The 18,632-nt window shown below is 55.9% G+C and carries 15 protein-coding genes and 1 tRNA gene; 7 read left to right on the plus strand and 9 right to left on the minus strand.

Features of this window, described 5'->3' with window-relative positions:
* Window positions 1–66: 66 nt before the first annotated feature.
* The 4 genes from GG681_RS13845 to GG681_RS18070 form a co-directional block, all read right to left on the minus strand.
* Complete coding sequence (locus GG681_RS13845) at window positions 67–492, minus strand: universal stress protein (protein WP_153548614.1); 426 nt, start codon at window positions 490–492, stop codon at window positions 67–69.
* A gap of 14 nt (window positions 493–506) precedes the next feature.
* Window positions 507–3,143, minus strand: a complete 2,637-nt coding sequence (locus tag GG681_RS13850) for a TRAP transporter permease (protein ID WP_153548615.1) — start codon at window positions 3,141–3,143, stop codon at window positions 507–509.
* Between the two features lie 78 nt (window positions 3,144–3,221).
* Window positions 3,222–4,184, minus strand: coding sequence for a TAXI family TRAP transporter solute-binding subunit (locus GG681_RS13855; protein ID WP_153548616.1), 963 nt, complete (start codon window positions 4,182–4,184; stop codon window positions 3,222–3,224).
* Between the two features lie 43 nt (window positions 4,185–4,227).
* Window positions 4,228–5,094, minus strand: a complete 867-nt coding sequence (locus GG681_RS18070) for a MurR/RpiR family transcriptional regulator (protein WP_194287184.1) — start codon at window positions 5,092–5,094, stop codon at window positions 4,228–4,230.
* Window positions 5,095–5,237: 143 nt separating this feature from the next.
* Here GG681_RS18070 and GG681_RS13865 point away from each other — a divergent pair, with 143 nt between their 5' ends.
* From GG681_RS13865 to GG681_RS13890, 6 genes are all read left to right on the plus strand, one after another.
* Window positions 5,238–6,086, plus strand: a complete 849-nt coding sequence (locus GG681_RS13865; protein WP_194287185.1) for a BKACE family enzyme — start codon at window positions 5,238–5,240, stop codon at window positions 6,084–6,086.
* Complete coding sequence (locus GG681_RS13870; protein ID WP_153548619.1) at window positions 6,083–7,405, plus strand: aspartate aminotransferase family protein; 1,323 nt, start codon at window positions 6,083–6,085, stop codon at window positions 7,403–7,405. The genes GG681_RS13865 and GG681_RS13870 overlap by 4 nt, the downstream gene beginning before the upstream one ends.
* Window positions 7,406–7,750: 345 nt before the next feature.
* Window positions 7,751–8,044, plus strand: coding sequence for a helix-turn-helix domain-containing protein (locus tag GG681_RS13875; protein ID WP_194287186.1), 294 nt, complete (start codon window positions 7,751–7,753; stop codon window positions 8,042–8,044).
* A 305-nt stretch (window positions 8,045–8,349) separates the two neighbouring features.
* Window positions 8,350–8,949 carry a threonine ammonia-lyase gene (locus GG681_RS13880; protein ID WP_153548621.1) on the plus strand — a complete coding sequence of 200 codons (600 nt, stop codon included), beginning with the start codon at window positions 8,350–8,352 and terminating at the stop codon, window positions 8,947–8,949.
* 203 nt (window positions 8,950–9,152) lie between these two features.
* Window positions 9,153–9,545, plus strand: a complete 393-nt coding sequence (locus GG681_RS13885) for an aminotransferase class I/II-fold pyridoxal phosphate-dependent enzyme (RefSeq protein ID WP_328593390.1) — start codon at window positions 9,153–9,155, stop codon at window positions 9,543–9,545.
* 9 nt (window positions 9,546–9,554) lie between these two features.
* Complete coding sequence (locus GG681_RS13890) at window positions 9,555–10,514, plus strand: ornithine cyclodeaminase family protein (protein WP_153548622.1); 960 nt, start codon at window positions 9,555–9,557, stop codon at window positions 10,512–10,514.
* 474 nt (window positions 10,515–10,988) lie between these two features.
* Here the strand turns inward: GG681_RS13890 and GG681_RS13895 are convergent.
* Window positions 10,989–11,065 (minus strand) — tRNA-Met (locus GG681_RS13895).
* 216 nt (window positions 11,066–11,281) lie between these two features.
* Window positions 11,282–12,310, minus strand: coding sequence for a tryptophan--tRNA ligase (gene trpS, locus GG681_RS13900; protein ID WP_153548623.1), 1,029 nt, complete (start codon window positions 12,308–12,310; stop codon window positions 11,282–11,284).
* A 97-nt stretch (window positions 12,311–12,407) separates the two neighbouring features.
* On the opposite strand from trpS, the gene GG681_RS13905 reads away from it, so the two are divergent.
* On the plus strand, window positions 12,408–13,094 hold the full coding sequence (locus tag GG681_RS13905; protein ID WP_235899967.1) for a rhomboid family intramembrane serine protease: 687 nt from the start codon (window positions 12,408–12,410) through the stop codon (window positions 13,092–13,094).
* Window positions 13,095–13,110: 16 nt separating this feature from the next.
* On the opposite strand, the gene murJ is transcribed toward GG681_RS13905, so the two are convergent.
* From murJ to GG681_RS13920, 3 genes are read right to left on the minus strand one after another with little or no spacing between them, the layout of a single operon-like run.
* Entirely contained in the window at window positions 13,111–14,658 is a 1,548-nt protein-coding gene (gene murJ, locus GG681_RS13910) for a murein biosynthesis integral membrane protein MurJ (protein WP_153548625.1), read from the minus strand.
* Entirely contained in the window at window positions 14,655–17,423 is a 2,769-nt protein-coding gene (locus tag GG681_RS13915) for a [protein-PII] uridylyltransferase (RefSeq protein WP_153548626.1), read from the minus strand. Before GG681_RS13915 ends, murJ begins: the two co-directional genes overlap by 4 nt.
* A 19-nt stretch (window positions 17,424–17,442) precedes the next feature.
* Entirely contained in the window at window positions 17,443–18,615 is a 1,173-nt protein-coding gene (locus GG681_RS13920) for a penicillin-binding protein activator (RefSeq protein WP_153548627.1), read from the minus strand.
* Window positions 18,616–18,632: the final 17 nt, after the last annotated feature.

An 18,632-nucleotide genomic window follows, 5' to 3' on the forward strand; every position in this document is an offset into this window, starting at 1 on the left:
GGCCAGAGCGCGGCCCCAGAAGAGCCTTGCCAAAGACAGGTCACCTAAAGATGGGCCACTTGCAGGTTAACGCACAACAAACACCGATTGCTGCGCCTGGCGCGAAATCCGTGCGGCATTGGGGCCAATAAGATAGTCTTTCAGTTGTGATTTATGGGCCCCAACAACAATCACATCGGCCCTGATCTTCTTTGCTTCTGCCAGAACCTGTTCATAGACCGAGCCCTGATCCACGTGCAGCACCATATCCTTAGGCGCATCTACAAGCGTTGTTGCCCAGGATTCCAATGCGGTTTTGGCATCGGAAACAATTTGGCTGTTGTGATCGCTGGTGAAAAATGAACTGACGATTGCCATGCCAAAATCGGGCACCACATTCATCACATGGAGCTTTGCCCCATGTGATTTTGCCAACAGAACCGCGGTTTCTGCCGGGCGTTCAGCACCTTTGAGATCGTTGATGTCCACGGCAAGGAGAATGGTATCAAACATCGTTAGTACCTCCGTTAAAACGCCGGTTGGGTGGCGCGTCGGCGCTGGATCATGACCAGCCCTGCAAGCAGTAGGAAGGCTGGGATAAAGAAGATTTCCTTGGGCATCCGATCATTTTCGACTTGGATCTTTTCGATCTGCACCGGTGTGTCGCCGTAGAAATCATACTCCGTTCCAAGGCTGTCAAAATGTGGGGTGCCAGGGAATGGTTCTTCTAGCGCTAGAACCTCGCCATCAATCATTGCGGTTAGGCCCTGCGCGTCTAAGGCTGCGGTGCCATCTCCAGCGAGTGCAGGAATCTCGATGGTGGTGCGGCGAATGTCATCGGGATTGTCGAAATCCGGTCCTGCAACAATCAATCGGATGGTGCTCTGCGTCTCCTGTTCTGACATCAGGGCAATTGCTGCTTCGCCGCTTGCCTCTGCGTATTTCTCAGACACTTGATCCAGGAAATAGCCGGGACGGAACAGGGTAAAGGCAATAACCAGCAACAGAACGCTTTCCCACATGCGGGATTTTGCGATGAAATAGCCCTGGGTTGCAGCCGCAAAAAGAAGCATCGCAATCAGGGCGATGGCAAAGACAAACACGGCTTTGGTGGGCCCCACATCAATCAGCAAAAGATCCGTGTTGAAGATGAACAGGAACGGCAAAAGCGCAGTGCGGATATCATAGCCAAAGCCCTGGATGCCGGTCTTGATTGGATCACCTCGTGAAATCGCGGCCGCAGCATAGGCCGCAAGCCCAACAGGCGGCGTGTCATCCGCCAGAATGCCAAAGTAGAACACAAACATGTGGACCGCGATCAGCGGCACTGTCAGACCTGCCTGTGCGCCCACGGTGATGATCACCGGTGCCATCAGGCTTGAGACAACGATGTAATTTGCAGTTGTGGGCAAACCCATTCCAAGGATCAGTGACAAAACCGCCACGAGGAACAGCAGCACCATGAGATTGCCGCCGGAGACAACTTCAATCACCTGACCAATCACCTGATGTGCGCCCGTCAGAGAGATAGTGCCAACAATGATACCCGCAGCGCCAGTTGCAACGCCGATGCCGATCATGTTCTTGGCGCCCATAATCAGACCTTGTACAAAGTCGCGCCAGCCAGCGGTCAACTCGCCGGAAAAATCCCTATTGCGGAAAAAGGCTTTGAGCGGGCGATGGGTGAGCGCAACAATTACCATGAATATCGTCGCCCAAAACGCCGAAAGCGCAGGGGACAGGCGATCGAGATCTTCGGTGCGCACCATCAGGTTCCACACCAGCACAAAGATCGGTAGCGCAAAGTATGCACCGCCCAGCAATGTGGGCGTCAGCCGCGGCGCGGTTGGGGCGCTTGCGTTTGGATCGTCAACTTCGACATCTGGGTAACGTGCCGCAATCGCCACCAGCACCACATAGAGCACCGCAACAATCGCCAGTGCTGCATAGATCGTATCTCCCATAAAAGGATCAAGCAGCGCCCGTACACCGATCATCAGGAAAGCTGCCACGCCGAGGAAGATGAAACCCGACAAAAACAGGATCATGATCATCATAACGCCAATGCGCCGACCGCTCTTTTTCAATCCTTCAAGGCCCATTTTCAGGCTTTCAAGGTGCACAATATACAGCAGCGCAATGTAGGATATCACCGCAGGCAAAAAGGCGTGTTTGACGACGTCGATATAGGGAATGTTGACATATTCCACCATGAGGAAGGCCGCGGCCCCCATCACCGGTGGTGTCAGCTGGCCGTTGGTAGATGAGGCAACTTCAACCGCGCCGGCCTTTTCAGCCGGGAAGCCGATGCGTTTCATCAGTGGAATGGTGAAAGTACCGGTGGCGACCGTGTTGGCAATCGATGAGCCGGAAATCATACCGGTCAGCATGGACGACAACACCGAAGCTTTGGCAGGCCCGCCGCGCAGGGCACCAAGAAGGGCAATTGCCACCTTGATGAACCAGTTGCCGCCACCGGCGCGATCCAGCAATGCGCCAAACAGCACAAACAGGAAGATCATCGTGGTGGAGACCCCAAGGGCCACACCAAAGACACCTTCGGTCTGCATCCAGTAGTGGCCAAGCGCTTTGCTGAGGGATGCGCCGCCATAATTGGTGATCTCGCGTACCCATTCAGAATAGCCACCAAAGAAGGCAAACATCACAAAGGCCGTGGCAATCACAACCAGCGGCAGCCCCAGGGCGCGATAGACGCAGATCATCAAAACCACCATGCCGGTGGCAGAGACGGCAATGTCAGTGGTGGTCCAAAGGCCGGGACGATCCGCGATTTGATATCTGAAGAAGATCAGATAGAGGCAGGCCCCCACGCCAAGGATCAGTAAAATCCAGTCATAGAGCGGGATGCGGTTGCGTGGAGAGGATTTCAGCAGCGGGAAGGCCAATGTCGCCAGTGCAATCGCAAAGGCCAAATGCACGTAGCGCGCCTGCGCAACAATATTGGCAAAATCGGAAAACCCAGTCATCTGCGCCAGAATGCCCGGCAGTTTTGACGCGATGTACAGCTGAAACACTGACCAGATGATACAAAGCGAGATGATGATACGTCCTTGAAAGCCTGTGGCGCTGCGCGCGCCGGTATCGGCTTCGGCAACCATGGCGTCGGCAGCGGAGCTGCCCTGCGTGTGATCCTGCTGTGACATGCTATCCCCTAAAATAAGACGGCGTGCCCCATCCAAGGATCGGACACGCCTGATTTTTTCTGGTTCAGGCAGTGCCTCTTACTTCAGGCCCAGTTCTTCATAGGCTTTGGCCGCACCGGGGTGCAGTGGCGCGCTGAGACCGTCGTTGACCATTTCTTTTGCATCAAGATTGGCAAAAGCAGGGTGCAGCTTGCGGAAATCTTCGATGTTTTCCATCACGGATTTTGCCACAACGTAAACCACCTCATCGGAGACTTTGTCAGAGGTGACAAAGGTTGCACCAACGCCAAAGGTCAGGGTGTCGCCATCAGTGCCCTGATAGGTGCCGCCGGGGATTGTGGCGGTGCGGTAGAACGGGTTGTCAGCAACCAGTTTCTCGATTTCCGGGCCAGTAACCGACACAAGGCGCGCATCACAGGTGGTGGTGGCTTCTTTGATGGCCGCTGCCGGGTGACCGATGGTGTAGATCATCGCATCGATATTGCCGTCGCACAGCTGCTTGGCCATTTCCGAGCCTTTGTATTCGGTTGCTAGGGCGAAATCATCCATGCCCAGACCAAAGGCCCCCATGACAACTTCCATCGTGGCGCGCTGACCAGAGCCGGGGTTGCCCACATTGACGCGTTTGCCATTGAGACCGGCGAAGTCTTCGATACCGCTGTCACCGCGTACAATTAGTGTGAACGGCTCAGGGTGTACCGAGAAGACGGCGCGGATGCCCGGAAAGGGGTTGTCAGCAAACTTTGAGGTGCCGTTATATGCGTGATACTGCCAGTCGGACTGCGCCACACCAAACTCTAGCTCGCCACCTTTGATGGTGTTGATATTGTATACCGAGCCGCCGGTGGATTCCACAGCGCAGCGAATGCCGTGTTCCTTGCGGCCTTTGTTGACCAGGCGGCAGATGGCGCCGCCGGTTGGGTAATAAACACCCGTGACACCGCCGGTGCCGATGGAAATGAACTCAGCCGCGCTTGCGGTGGCCGTGAAAGCCAGTGATGCAACAGCGGCGGCACCTGCTAGTTTCAGTTTCTCAATCATCGTCTTCTCCCTTTGTGTGTTTATTTATGAATTTATGTGTTTGTTATTCGGTCCAAAATTCGCTGAGTTTACGGTTTGTCTCTTCAACCTTGCCGATGCGTCTGGTTGCCTCGGTGCCGCTTTGTGCCACCACCATTGCTACCAGTGTTTCCATCAATGCGATCGTGGCCGCGTAGGATGAGAAAAACTGCGGGCTGTTGGAGGGCACAATAAAGGCACTGTCGGCGTGGCGAATGGCCGGGCAGGCATGGCTGTCGGTGATCAAGATCACATGTGCTCCGCTTTGCTTGGCCATCTCAGCCGCAAGCACCGCACGGCGGGCATAGGGGGTCTTGGTGACAATAAGCAGTACGTCTTTTTCGGACAGGCCAGCCATAGCGCTACCAAGCGAAGCCCCCATGCGCCCCGCCAAGGTCCAGTTTGAAGAAAAATACTGCGCAAGATATGCCATATATTCGACAATGCCAGTTGAGCTAAACGCCCCGAACAAAACAACACTATCCGCTTTACATATAACGTCAACGGAATACTTCAGTTTGTCCGTGGCTATTGCGCCTGCCATTTCCGAAATATTGCTCATGCAGGCAGAGGCGTGCTGTTCCAGAATGGATGAGGTTTCGGTTTCAGTGCTGCGCAACCGCTCAGCGCGCTCTGCAAAGGACGCCCCACGATCCCAAAGCCCATTTCGACAGGATTCGCGCAGCGCCTCGTAGCTTTCAAATCCAAGGGCACGTGCGAGGCGTGAAAAAGCAGTGGGCGAGACAGCGCTGCCGCTGGAGACCGCGCGCAGGGATCTGGTGGCCACTTCCATTTGATTGGCCACAACAAAATCAGCGGCAACCCGAAGCTTGGCGCTGAGGTCTGAATACTTCTGCGACACGCGCTCTTCAATTCTTATCTCGGAATTCACGAAACCCTCCCTTGACGGCATTTTTCCAAACGTTTTAATCAAAGTCAAATCATGAAACATATGTTTCAGTGATTCCTGACTGAGCCAAACTTGCGGTGGCGCTGACATTGGCGACGCAAATGCACAAGAGGAATGAGCACAAAGTGACTGATCAGGACCAGCACAAGCCCCAACACGAGGGGGGGCGCATGGGGGGGCTTTCCCAAATGGCACCCGCAAAAGTGACCGTTGCCCCAAACGGAGCGCGGCGGCAGAAAGCTGATCACCCAGACCTGCCGCTGTCGGTGGTGGAGATCGCGCAGACGGCCAAAAGCTGTTGGGATGCGGGCGCGGATGAAATCCATTTGCATGTGCGTGAAGCAGATGGTGCGCATTCGCTGTCGGTTGATTTGTATCAACAGGCAATAGCTGCGGTTCGCCATCTGGCCCCCGGGCTTGCGGTGCAGGTAACGACCGAGGCTGCTGGCCGCTATGCCCCAGCAGAGCAATTTGCCCTGCTGCAGGAGCTGCGGCCCTCTTCGGCGAGCATCTCGGTGCGAGAGATATGCAGAACGCCTGAGATCACCCAGGATCTATATGGATTTTGCAACGACGCACGGATCAAGGTGCAACATATTCTCTATAGTCTCGAGGATCTTGAGCTGCTGCGCCAACTGCTTGAATGCGGTGATGTGCCGGATGATATGCGTGACATCCTGCTGGTGTTTGGCAAATACAATCCTGCACGCGACGCGCAGAGTGCGGAAGTTGCCCCCTTTGTACAGGCATTGGGGGATGATTTCCCCAATTGGACCGTCTGTGCTTTTGGCCCGCATGAACACGATGTGGCCGCAGAGGCGCTGAGATTGGGCGGGCATGTGCGCATTGGCTTTGAAAACAACATCCATGGCGCGGATGGAGAGCTTGCGCGCGACAATGCGCAAAACATCAGCCGAATTGTCCAAGCGGCGCGTGCGATGGGCCGCTCCCTTCTGAAAGACCAGCAGTCATGAGCCATATTTTTCCACGCCATTGTCACAAGAAGCTTCCAACCGTGTCTTATGGGGATGGGGTGTTTCTGGTGGACCAGAACGGCAAACGCTACTTTGATGGATCCGGCGGTGCGGCGGTGTCCTGTCTGGGGCATTCCGATGCCAAGGTCACAGCCGCGATTAAGGCGCAGCTTGATCAGGTTGCATTTGCCCACACGGGTTTTATGACATCCCAGCCCGCCGAAGCGCTTGCAGATAAGCTGATTGCGCATGCGCCAAAGAGGCTCGATCGGGTGTATCTGGTCTCTGGCGGATCGGAAGCAATGGAAAGCGCGCTCAAACTCGCGCGTCAGTATTTTGTTGAACGCAGCCAACCGCAGCGTCGTCATGTGATTGCACGGCAGCAGAGCTATCACGGCAATACGCTGGGGGTGCTCGCAACGGGCGGCAATCAGTGGCGCCGGGAGCAATTTAGCCCACTTCTTATTGAAACCCACCACATCTCTCCCTGCTATGCCTATCGTGGTCAAAAGCCGGGCGAGAGTGAATTTGAATATGGTCAGCGTGTTGCAAATGAGCTTGCTGATAAGATCGAAGAACTTGGCGCTGAAAACGTCATGGCCTTTGTTGCAGAGCCGGTTGTGGGGGCCACCGCAGGTGCGGTGCCGCCGGTTGAGGGCTATTTCAAACGGGTGCGTGAAATTTGCGATCAAAACGGCGTGCTCCTTATCCTGGATGAGGTCATGTGCGGCATGGGGCGCACTGGAACTTTGTTCGCTTGTGAGCAAGACGAGATTGCACCTGATATCTGCGCCGTAGCCAAGGGACTTGGCGCGGGGTATCAGCCGATTGGTGCGATGCTGTGTTCCGCAGAAATCTATGATGCGGTGGCAGATGGCAGTGGTTTTTTCCAGCATGGCCATACTTATATCGGGCATCCGGTTGCCGCGGCTGCCTCGCTTGCGGTCTTAGAGCGGCTGATTGATGATCGCGTAGCAGAGCGGGTCGTTCCGATGGGGCAAAAGCTACATGCGGCCCTGGAGGATACATTTGGCAATCATCCCCATGTTGGTGACATTCGTGGGCGTGGCCTGTTTCTGGGGTTGGAGCTGGTCGAGGATCGCGACAGCAAGCAACCCTTTGCGCCAGAGCGACAGCTGGCCGCAAAGATCAAGGCGGCGGCCTTTGAGGCGGGGCTGATCTGTTATCCAATGGGAGGAACCATTGATGGAAGAACAGGCGCGCATATCTTGTTGGCCCCTCCCTTCATTATGGAGGACGCGCATATCGATTTGATCGTGGGAACGCTGCAATGCGCACTTGAGACTGCGCTCATCTAAAGCACCGCAATTGTCCGGCGAGCCGGGCAATTGCTAGGGATGCAGCCGGTACCGGAACCCGCTTTTGTGCAAAGCTTAACGCAAGGCGAGCTCCGGTTTTGTGTTGCCGGGCGAACGTTTTGAATGATGTCGGAACGAATTTGAGGCTTTACGCTGTGAGTTTCACCTCGGCATCCAGCGGAGCGCGCCAGGCATAGAATTTTGGCCCGCTGGCGAAATTTCAGGCATGAAGAGTGTCCAGCAGTCGCTATCCATTTGATCTGATTTGTAGTTCTCCATGTTTTGTTTCATCAGATGGCGCATGGCGGTATAGTTTGTGCATGGTCAATTCGAAGGACATGTCTGTTGCAGAAAAATACGCCAACTTCGCAAACGAATGACTCGGACAGGCAGATACCGGTTCAATTGCGCCTCCACGATGCCGACCTGAAACTGTTGCAAGTCTTTGCCCATGTCGCTGACGCAGGCGGGCTTTCCCCGGCGCAATACGGGCTGAACATGAGCCTTTCGGCGATCAGCGCGGCGATTTCGAACCTGGAAACCCGGATGGGATTTCGGCTGTGTGAACGCGGCCGCGGCGGGTTCCAGCTGACGGAAGGCGGCAAGCTTGCTAGCCATGGATTGAACGCGGCGAGCTAAAGTCTTTATTGCCGGAAGTTTACGCTTATGACACGGACATCAAGATGGTCAGCTGCAAAAGGGCCGACGACAAGCGGGTGGATCTTTTTCTGCAGACACTGGCGGCTTTCCAAACCTGGCCTGCATACTTTTGCGCTGCCGAAGTTTACTTCTCAAAAAACTGATTTTTTGTAGGTTTTACGCCTGCCATGCTGTCGGAAAGAATTTTCCGGCGGCACTGAAAAGAAAGCTCTGAGCTTGAATTGCCCTGAACGACCCTTCTTGGTGGCTGTGCTGCGCAGGGGTTTGGATGCGGGGGCGCTGGTATGACTTTGCCCAGCAGCTACGTCTCGCTTCAGGACATCATGCAATCTGCGCAGCGGATTGCACCGGTTGTGCGCAAGACACCGCTGGTCTTCTCAGAGGCGCTGTCAGAACGGGCCGGGTTTGAGATCTGGCTAAAGCTTGAGAACCTGCAAACCACCGGCAGCTTTAAGCTGCGGGGGGCGTCGAACCGCATCCTTCAGCTCAGCAGTGAGGAGAAGGCGCGGGTGGTTGTGTGTTCGCTGTGCCCTGAGAACAAACGTCAGGCGATGCGTGATCTTGGTGCCGAGGTGATCGTGCTTGGCGATACCCAGGACGAAGCTCAGGCCCATGCGGACCAGCTGATCGAAACCCGCGGCTATACCTGGGCTGATCCGTATGATGACCTGCATGTGATTGCCGGGCAGGGCACAATTGCGCTGGAAACTCTGAGCAAGCGACCGGATACGGACATGATTGTCGCGCCTTTATCGGGCGGCGGGCTGCTCTCGGGCATTGCGCTGGCGGCCAAATCGGTTTCGCCTGCGATCTCAGTGGTCGGCGCATCGATGGAGGTCGAACCTGGCATGGCGCGCGCGGTCTATAACGCGGCTGCGGCCTGAACTGCGAATTTAGGAGAACCTCATGGAAATCAGACCTTTTGGCGTTGAAATGTGGATGAATGAGTTCGAGACCAAATGCGAACTCAATCTTGCGGAAACCTGCGTACAGTCGATCTCGCTGGGCGAATTGTTCGAGAGGTCGGGGCAGCACGACCTACCAGCAGCATTACTCCATTCCTGAAAGCATCGGTGCAGACATCGAATTGCTGCATCTGAAGCCTGAGAACGGTTTTCTCCCGGATCTGGATGAGCTGCTGGCCGCCATGGCACTGGAGAACCGGGACAAGATCCTGAAACGCTCGCGCCGGATTACCCGCGAGAACCTGCAGATCGTCAAAGACTGGATTGCGGATGAGCCGCTGATCAGCTGGGTCGAGCCGAACTCCGGCACCACGGCGCTGCTGAAATATGATCTGGCGATGTCCTCGCGCGATCTTTGTGTGGCGTTGCTTCAGGAGGATGGGGTGATGCTGACCCCCGGCAGCGCGTTGGATATGGAAGGCTGGCTGCGGCTTGGCTACACCAACCCAACGGCAGATCTGACAGCTGGTCTGGCCAAATTCTCGGGCTTCCTGGCACGTCACGGCAACGGTTGAGCCGCGGCTATGATCCAGCTTGATAAAGCGCAGATCCAGGACCTGTTCGACTTTGAAACCGCTGTTGATGCGGTGCGGGCGGCCTATGTTGCTTTTGCGCAAGGGCGCGTGCAAACGCCCCCGGTCACCTATCTGGGCTTTCCGGAGGTGGCCGGGGATTGCCATGTGAAATCCGGCCATATCGCTGGCGACGGTGCCTTTGTCATCAAGATTGCGACCGGGTTTTACAACAATCCTGCCCAGGGGCTGCCCAGCTCCAATGGGATGAACCTGGTGCTCTCTGCCGAAACCGGCGCGCCGCTGGCGCTTTTGCAGGACGAGGGCTGGCTGACCGATATCCGCACGGGGATCGGCGGTGCGCTGGCGACCCACGCGCTTGCTGTTGCAGGATTTGAACGGTTTCTGATCGTCGGAACCGGCTTGCAGGCCCGCCATCAGGCACAGTGCCTGCAGCAACTGGTCCCGGACCGGCGGCTGGCGTTCTCCATTTGGGGACGGGATGCACAAAAAGCCAAAGCGGTTGCACAGGATCTTACAGCCGCCGGGCTGCTGGCGCAAAACACCGAGGATCTGCCCACCGCTTGCAAGGCTGCGCAGGCGATAGTTGCCACGACACCCGCGCAACGCCATTTGATCGCCAGGGATTGGATCGGGCCCGGTACCCACATCACGGCTATCGGCGCCGATTGCCCGGATAAGCAGGAATTGGAGGCCGAGCTGACGGCCCATGCGGATCTTCTGGTCTGTGACTCACCGGAACAGGCGCTTGATCACGGGGAGTTCCAGACACTGCACAAAAGCGGCCGTTTGACCGAAGCAGATGTCGTGACACTTGGAGATATCCTGTCCCGGGATCATCAGGGGCGTCTAAACAGCTCTCAGATCACAATCGCGGATCTCACGGGGCTTGCTGCGCAGGACATCGCCATATCCCAGGCTACTTTGAAAAAGCTGTCAGCATTTGAATAGTTTTTAGGCTACGCGACCACAACGTCATGCCCTGAGAGCTGTGCTGTTGGCCGTCTATTGCCCCGGGTAGAAATCACCGGGGGACGCAGTTTTGAGAACGCGTCATATCAGCCAGAGCTGTTTGCCCAGCTCTGTGGAGTGCGTGCCGATCCATGCAATCTGGGGGTCTTTGTTGCGGCCGACGATGAGGAACGTCGCAGGGTGAGTGCAAGAGGGCAGCCTGACCGAAAAAAGTTGGAATGCCAGTTGCAATACGATCCTGCGTCGTCTGCAACCTCTGCTTCAGCGTTGGAATAAGTGTGCGCAACGCTTCTGGCAGGCGGATGGCCAACCCTATCCTAAACCACGCGATGCTATGCGTGATATGATTGCGGAAATCGTTGTACCCCCCACAGAAGAAGGCGGTATGCCCATAGAAGTCAGAGAGCGCGTTAGCGATCTGATCTCTAACTGTTCCAAAATCTTGGGGTTTGGTGGTAGCGGAGGAGGGACTTGAACCCCCGACACGCGGATTATGATTCCGCTGCTCTAACCAGCTGAGCTACTCCGCCACATTGGCAATCACTGCAACACTCTGTGTCTTAATGACTGTGTGGAGGCGATTTAAGGGTTGGGGCGAGAACGGTCAAGCGAGAAATGAAAGAAAAACAAATTTTCTTTTGCTAAATCCAATGCGCCTAGGAAAAGCTCTTATTTCTGAGGGTTTTACCTCAAGGTTCGGCTCTAAAAAAATGCCGCCCGGTTGGGGCGGCATTTGGGTTGTTCATTTAAACTTCGACTGGTGGAACCATACCCATGATTTCATAGGTTTTACGCAGGATCGGCGCGGTGATTGTCCGGGCGCGCTCTGAGCCGCGGGTCAGGATCTTGTCGATTTCATCCTGGTTTTCCATCAGGCGGGCCATCTCGGTTGTGATCGGTGACATCTTTGCGACCGCAAGCTCTGCCAGCATTGGTTTGAACTCTGAGAACTGTCTGCCGCCCACATCTGCCAGCACGTCCTCAACGCTTTGATTGTTCATCGCCGCATAGATATTGATGAGGTTGCGTGCCTCTGGGCGCTCTTCCAAGCCTGCTGCCTCGGACGGCAACGCCTCCGGGTCGGTTTTGGCCTTGCGGATCTTTTTGGCGATGGTGTCAGCGTCATCGGTCAAGTTGATGCGGCTCGCGTCAGAGGGATCAGATTTTGACATCTTTTTGGATCCATCGCGCAGTGACATTACGCGGGTGGCAGCGCCTTCAATCACCGGCTCAGTGATTGGGAAGAAATCGACACCATAGTCATGGTTGAACTTGGTTGCGATATCGCGTGTCAGTTCAAGGTGTTGTTTCTGATCTTCGCCCACGGGAACATGTGTCGCGTGATAGGTCAGAATATCCGCCGCCATCAGCGCAGGATAGGCAAACAGGCCAAGTGACGCGTTTTGGGCGTTCTTGCCTGCCTTATCTTTGAACTGGGTCATGCGCTGCATCCAGCCCATACGGGCAATGCAGTTGAACACCCAGGCAAGCTGCGCGTGCTCTGGAACCTGGCTTTGGTTGATCAGGATTGATTTCTCAGGATCAAGACCGGAGGCAATAAAACCCGCGCACAGTTCACGGGTGGATTTTTTCAGATCCGTCGGATCCTGCCAAACTGTGATCGCATGCAGGTCCACCATGCAGAAAATAGATTCCACATCGCGGTCCTGCCAATCCACAAACCGCTTCAATGCGCCCAAGTAGTTGCCCAGGTGCAGGTTGCCCGAAGGCTGGATGCCCGAAAAGACGCGCGGGGTGAAGCTGGTTTCGCTCATGTCAGGAAACTCCCGTCTGGATAATTGCACCCCAGTCGCTTACCCATGGCGCACCCTATCGTCAACAGCCGAGCCAAGCGGCAGAGGAGCACAGCGGATGAGTAACCCTGACATACAGTCCCCTTTCAACACCGTTCCAGCAGTGGTTGTGGCGCTGACGGTGATCATTATCGGGATTGAAGCCGCGTTTTCGCTGGGCGCGCGGGGCATCGTGGGCGGCCCAACCGCGATCGGCTGGCGGCTGGATGCGTTACAGTCCTATGCGTTCTCGCCGGATATTCTGTGGTGGATGGCTGACACCGGGCGCTGGCCATTTGAGCATATGATGCGCTTTGTGTCTTATCTCTTTGTGCATTTGTCATTTACCCATGCGCTTTTTGTTTGCGTGTTTTTGCTGGCGCTGGGGAAGATGGTGGCTGAAGTCTTTGGTGAGCTGGCGATGCTGTTGGTGTTTCTGATCTCTGGCATTGCAGGTGCGTCTATCTACGCTTTTGTGGCACCGGGGCAGATGCCGCTGATCGGTGGTTTTCCTGCGGTCTATGGTTTGATTGGCGCGTTCACCTTTGTGCGCTGGATCGCGCTTGGGGCGGTTGGCGCGCAGCAAGCCCGTGCCTTTAGCCTGATTGGCATGCTTATGGGTGTGCAACTGGTGTTTGGGCTACTGTTTGGCAGCCGCCCGGATTGGATTGCAGATCTGGCGGGATTTGCCGTGGGCTTTGGGGTGTCGTTTTTTCTGGTGCCCGGCGGCTGGCGGCGCATCTTGGAAAAAATCCGCCGCCAGTGACATATGTGATCAGCGATCAGCCGCGTCTACGTTGCGTGGCTGATTTCATTTCGCTCAGGCGCATCGCCCCGATGAGCTGCGCTGCCGCGAAATAAACCGCGCCACCGAGCAAGATCAGCACAAGCAAGGCGAGGTAACGCCAACTGGGCAGGAAAAACAGGCTGTTGAAATGCGTATAAGCGGCAAATACAGCCGCACCCATCACCAGGGACGCAACCAGAATGCGCCAGCAGCGGTCAAAGAACCGCTTGTCAAATTGCGCTACCTCTCCAAGGCGGCGGGCACGCCACCAGAGCAGGAGAACAATCGCCCAACCCGCCGCACTGGCTGAGATCGCAGGTGCAACCCAGCCCACATAGGGTTTTAGCCCATAAGCAAGCGCTGCGTTCACAATCATGCCAACAATCGCGATGCGAAACGGTGTTTTGGTGTCTTCACGTGCGAAAAACAGCGGCTGTAGCACTTTTTGCAGCACAAAGGCCGGAAGCCCTACACCATAGATCGCCACCGCCAAAGCAATGGCTTGCACATCAGCGGCATCCGTTTGACCGCGCTCATACAGCACCGAGATCAACGGCAGCGGTATGGCGATAAACGCAAACGTACAGGGCAGGGTCAGCAGCAGCGAAAACTCTCCGGCGCGCGACAGCGCGTTGCGTGCGCCCAGATGATCATTGGCCCGCAATCTGCGCGACAGATCCGGCAGCAGGACGATGCCAATTGCGATGCCAACCACACCCAAAGGCAGCTGATACAGACGGTCTGCAATGAACAGCCAGCTCAGCGCGTTTTCAATATCTGAGGCCACCCGTTGCCCAACAACCAGATTGACCTGCGTAACCCCCATCGCAAGCCCTGCAGGCACGGCGACGCGGATCATGTGGCGCATGTCATCTGTGATCCGAGGCAGCCCCGGACGAAGTTTGAAGCCCGCGCGCTCTGCCGCGACCCAGACCAGTACAAGCTGCGCAACCCCAGAAACCGGAATGGCCCAAACCAGCCATTGAATGACATCCGCGCCCATAACGGCGCCTGCAATCATCGCCGGAATGGCCACCACATTCAAAAGCGCCGAAGCCGCGGCTGCCGCCGCGAAATGGCCGGTGGCATTCAAAATACCAGAAAACAGCGCGGCCAGTGACATGAACAGAATATAAGGAAAGACAATCCTGCCAAAGCCAATAGTGGTGTCAAAACGGCCGTCACCAGCACCGATGTCTGATGTGAACCAGACCATCGCAGGCATGAAGATCATCGAGACAGCCACAAGCGCTATCACCGCAGTCCCAAGCAGGTTGAACGCATCTTGCGAAAACCTCTGCGCGTCGCTGCCGTCTTCGACTTTTTTCGACAGCATTGGCACAAAGGCTGCGTTAAACGCGCCTTCGGCAAAAAAACGGCGAAACATATTGGGCAGGCGGAACGCTGCGACAAATGCATCAAACATAGGGCCGGGGCCGATATAAGCCGCGATCAGAATTTCACGCATAAAGCCAAGGATCCGGCTGACCAAGGTCCAGAAACCTACGGTCATGAAGCCGGACAACAACTTGATTGGTTTCATGATTCGGCCCGCTTCACGCCTTCTTTTATGGCTTCTTGCAGCTTGGTCTTGAGGCTGTTTTGTTTGGACACGGAATGATATTTCAGCCCAAACATGTCCTTCACATAAAACGTGTCGACCACCTGTTCGCCATAGGTCGCAATCACCGCATTGGCCACATAAACATTCATATGCGCCATGGTGCGCGCCAGATCATACAGCAGGCCGGGTCGATCGCGGGTATCGACCTCAATGATCGTATAGATCTCTGAGCCTTCATTGTCGAAGGTGATATGGGTCGGCACATTAAAGGCACGTTCGCGTTTTTTGATTTTGTCGCGCGATTTCAATGCTTCGCCCGCGATCACCTCACCACGCAGGGTTTTATGGATCATCTGCTCCAATCGGGGCAGGCGTGATGCTTCAAACGGGTGGCCATCTGCATCCTGGATCCAGAAAGCATCGGTCACATAGCCGTCTTTGGTGGTGTATGAACGTGCATCCACCACATTGGCACCAACAAGCGCCAGCGCCCCGGCCACGCGGGAGAAGATACCGGGGTGGTCGGCCATGGCAAAACAGGCACGGGTCGCGTCACGATCATCATCTGGGTGCAATCGAATGATGACCTGACTTTGATCATCGCTTTTATGCAAGTCCCGCAACATCTGCGCAAATTCCACATGTGCTGTTACATGCAGACCCTGCCAGTAGGGGGGGTAGTGACGACCGGTCTCGCGTTTCAGATCAGCTTTTGGCCAATCCGGAAGGGTTTCCCGCAGCTTTTTCTTAGCCTCATGACCGCGCTGTTCGCGGCTTAAGGCTTCCATGCCGTTTTCCAGCATCTCGCGGGTTTGGCCGTATAGCGCCCGCAAAAGGGCAGCCTTCCAGTTGTTCCACGTGTCAGGTCCGACACCGCGAATGTCACACACGGTCAGCAGCAAAAGCAAATCAAGCCGTTTGACTGATTTGACCGCTTTGGCAAAATCACGCACGGTGCGCGGGTCGGCAATGTCGCGTTTTTGCGCCATATCCGACATCAACAGATGGTAGCGGACCAGCCATTCCACGGTTTCACTGTCGGCTTTGTTCAGACCTAGGCGCGGCGCCACTTTGCGGGCAATTTTTGCCCCAAGGATTGAATGATCTTCGGCACGCCCTTTGCCGATATCATGAAGCAGCATCGCGATGACAAGCACCTTGCGGCTCAAACCTTTGCGCAGCACTTCTGACGACAGCGGCAGCTCTTCTTCCAGTTCGCCGCGTTCAATTGCGGCAAAATTGGCGATGACCTGAATAGTGTGCTCATCGACGGTGTAGGAATGATACATATTGAACTGCATCATCGCCACAATCGGTTCAAACTCCGGGATAAAGGCTGCGAGCACGTCGAGCTCATTCATGCGGCGCAGCGCGCGTTCCGGGTTGCCGTGTTTCAAAAGTAGATCGAGGAAGATGCGCACAGCTTCCTTGTTTCGACGCATGTCGTCATCGATCATATGCAGATTGGCAGAAACCAGGCGCATCGCATCCGGATGCAACAACATGCCGGTGCGCAGCCCTTCTTCAAACAGGCGCAGCAGGTTCAGCGGGTCTTGCAAGAACGCATCAGGATCTTCGACCTGCAGTCGGTTATGCACGACTGTATAGCCAGATTTCACGCGTGGACGACGGCGGAAGATCCGTTCCAGCAGCGGTTCATCTTTTTGCTGGCTCGCTTCCAGCTTGGTCAGGAAGATGCGTGTGACATCGCCAACGCGCGTGGCATGGCGGAAATATTCCTGCATGAAAACTTCGACCCCGCGCCGCGCGGCAGTGTCTTTAAATCCCATGCGGTCGGCAACTTCGACCTGTTGGTCAAAGCTCAGCTGCTCGGTTGCGCGCCCAGCGGACAGATGCAGATGCGACCGCACCGCCCAGAGGAAGTTTTCCGCCTTTTCAAAGGCATCAAATTCTTCGGGCAAAAACAGGCCCAAAGAGACCAATTCACATGTTGATTGTACGCGATAGATATACTTTGCAATCCAGAACAGCGATTGCAGATCCCGCAGCCCGCCTTTGCCCTCCTTGACGTTGGGTTCCACCATATAGCGTTCACCCTGTTTCAGGTGGCGCGTCTCACGTTCGGACAGTTTGGCGGCAACGAACTCATTGGGGCTGTTGGAAAAAAGATCCCGCTCCAGCTGTTGTTCCAGATCAGCTGCAAGCGCCTCATCTCCGGTCAGGAAACGATGCTCCAACAGGGCGGTGTGAATTGTGTAGTCTTCTTTGCCGAGGCGGATGCAATCACGTATCGTTCGGCTGGAGTGACCAACCTTTAGCCGCAGATCCCACAGGATATAAAGCGAGGTTTCAATGACGCTCTCGGCCCAGGCGGTGATTTTGTAAGGCGTCAGAAACAGCAGGTCGACATCTGAAAAGGGTGCCATTTCACCGCGCCCATAGCCACCTACCGCAATAACGGCAATCCGCTCCCCTTGGGTGGGGGTGGCATTGGGGTGGAAAAGCTCGGTTGCCGCGTATAGCGCGGTACGCACGATGCAATCGGTCAGATAGCAATAAGACCGGGTGAGCGCGGCCGCCTCAAATGGCTTGGCTGCAAAGGCCTCAGCCAGCGCAGCGCGGGCAGTCTTGTTGGCGTCGCGTAAAATATCCACCACAAAGGCGCGAAGATCTGCGCCATCCGCTGTTTGGGCGTGTTCGGTGATGCGCGCTGTTACTGCGTCTCGATCAAAGATTTCCTCAGGTGCCAGTATCAGCGGCACCTGAGAGGCTGTCGTGTTCATCGGTGACGGTTGATTCACCTTAGAAACCTGCGCCAGCAAAGCTTTTGGGAGCTTGATCAATGACCACAACTTGCTGGTCTTTAATGGTCGCAACCGCAAGGCCGCGTTCGCTGGTTCCATCTGGGCGCAGGCGGAAAATACCACCGGTTCCCTGGAAGCCCGCACCCTGGGTCAGGGCCGCAGCAGTCAGTGCGTTGCCTTTGCCAGCCTGGACCAATGCGCCAATTGCTGCGACACCGTCATAGGCGAGGCCCCCGATCGGGTGCGGTGCTGCGCCATAGGTCGCGGAGTAGCGTTGTTTGAATTTCGCAGATTGTGTTGGATCCGGCAGTGCAAACCAAGCGCCTTGTACTCCAGGCAGTGACAGGGTTTGCGGCGGAATATCCCAGCGGGTCAGGCCGATGTATTGATAGGTGTCAGTGCCAAGCCCGGCTTCTGGAAGCAGCTGTGTCAGCAGCGGCAGTGCGCCTGCGGTGGTTGCGGTGAAAAAGACCGCGTCTGCACCGTTAGAGGCCGCTGAATTGCGGATTGTGGGGATCGCGTTGATCACGCCTTGCTGTGACAGCTCATAGCTGATCGAGCCCGCTACACGCGCACTGGAAGACGCCGCGCCGCGGGTGATCGCTTCACGTCCGGCTGCGCCTGCGGGGTTGTCGCCGCTGACAACAAGAATATCAGGTTTGCCCTGTTTCGCCGCATAGCGCGTCAGGCGACGGGCCGTGTTTTCAAAGGTCGAGCCGAGCGTAAATACGTTGCCGCCTGCGATCGCTGTGTTGTTGGAAAATGCCAAAACATTTACGCCACGCTTTGCGGCTGCAACACCGGCTGCGTTGGCTGCTTCGGCATAAAGCGGGCCCAAAATAATGCCAGCCCCATCGTTGATCGCTTGTTCTGCCGCAGCTGCTGCGACCTCAGGATTGCCTGCGCTATCATAGACGCGCAGATCAATGGTCACGCCTTCCAGATCCGCGATTGCCATGCGCGCAGCGTTTTCAAGGCTTTGTGCCAGAACCGCATCGCCGCTCTGGGCTGAACCGCGTGGCACCAAAAGTGCTACTTTTACGGGCTTGGACGTGTTAATGATCGGGCCGGAACCAATGGCAACGGGCTCACAGGCGGTGAGGGCCAGAGCCGAAAGTGCAAATGCGGTGCCATATGCCACCTTGCGGGCGCTCTTCAAAACAGCAAACATAATGAATTGATGCTCCA

Origin of the sequence: Tritonibacter aquimaris (genome assembly GCF_009617595.1) — a bacterium.
In the GTDB taxonomy this organism is placed as follows: Bacteria; Pseudomonadota; Alphaproteobacteria; order Rhodobacterales; family Rhodobacteraceae; genus Epibacterium; species Epibacterium aquimaris.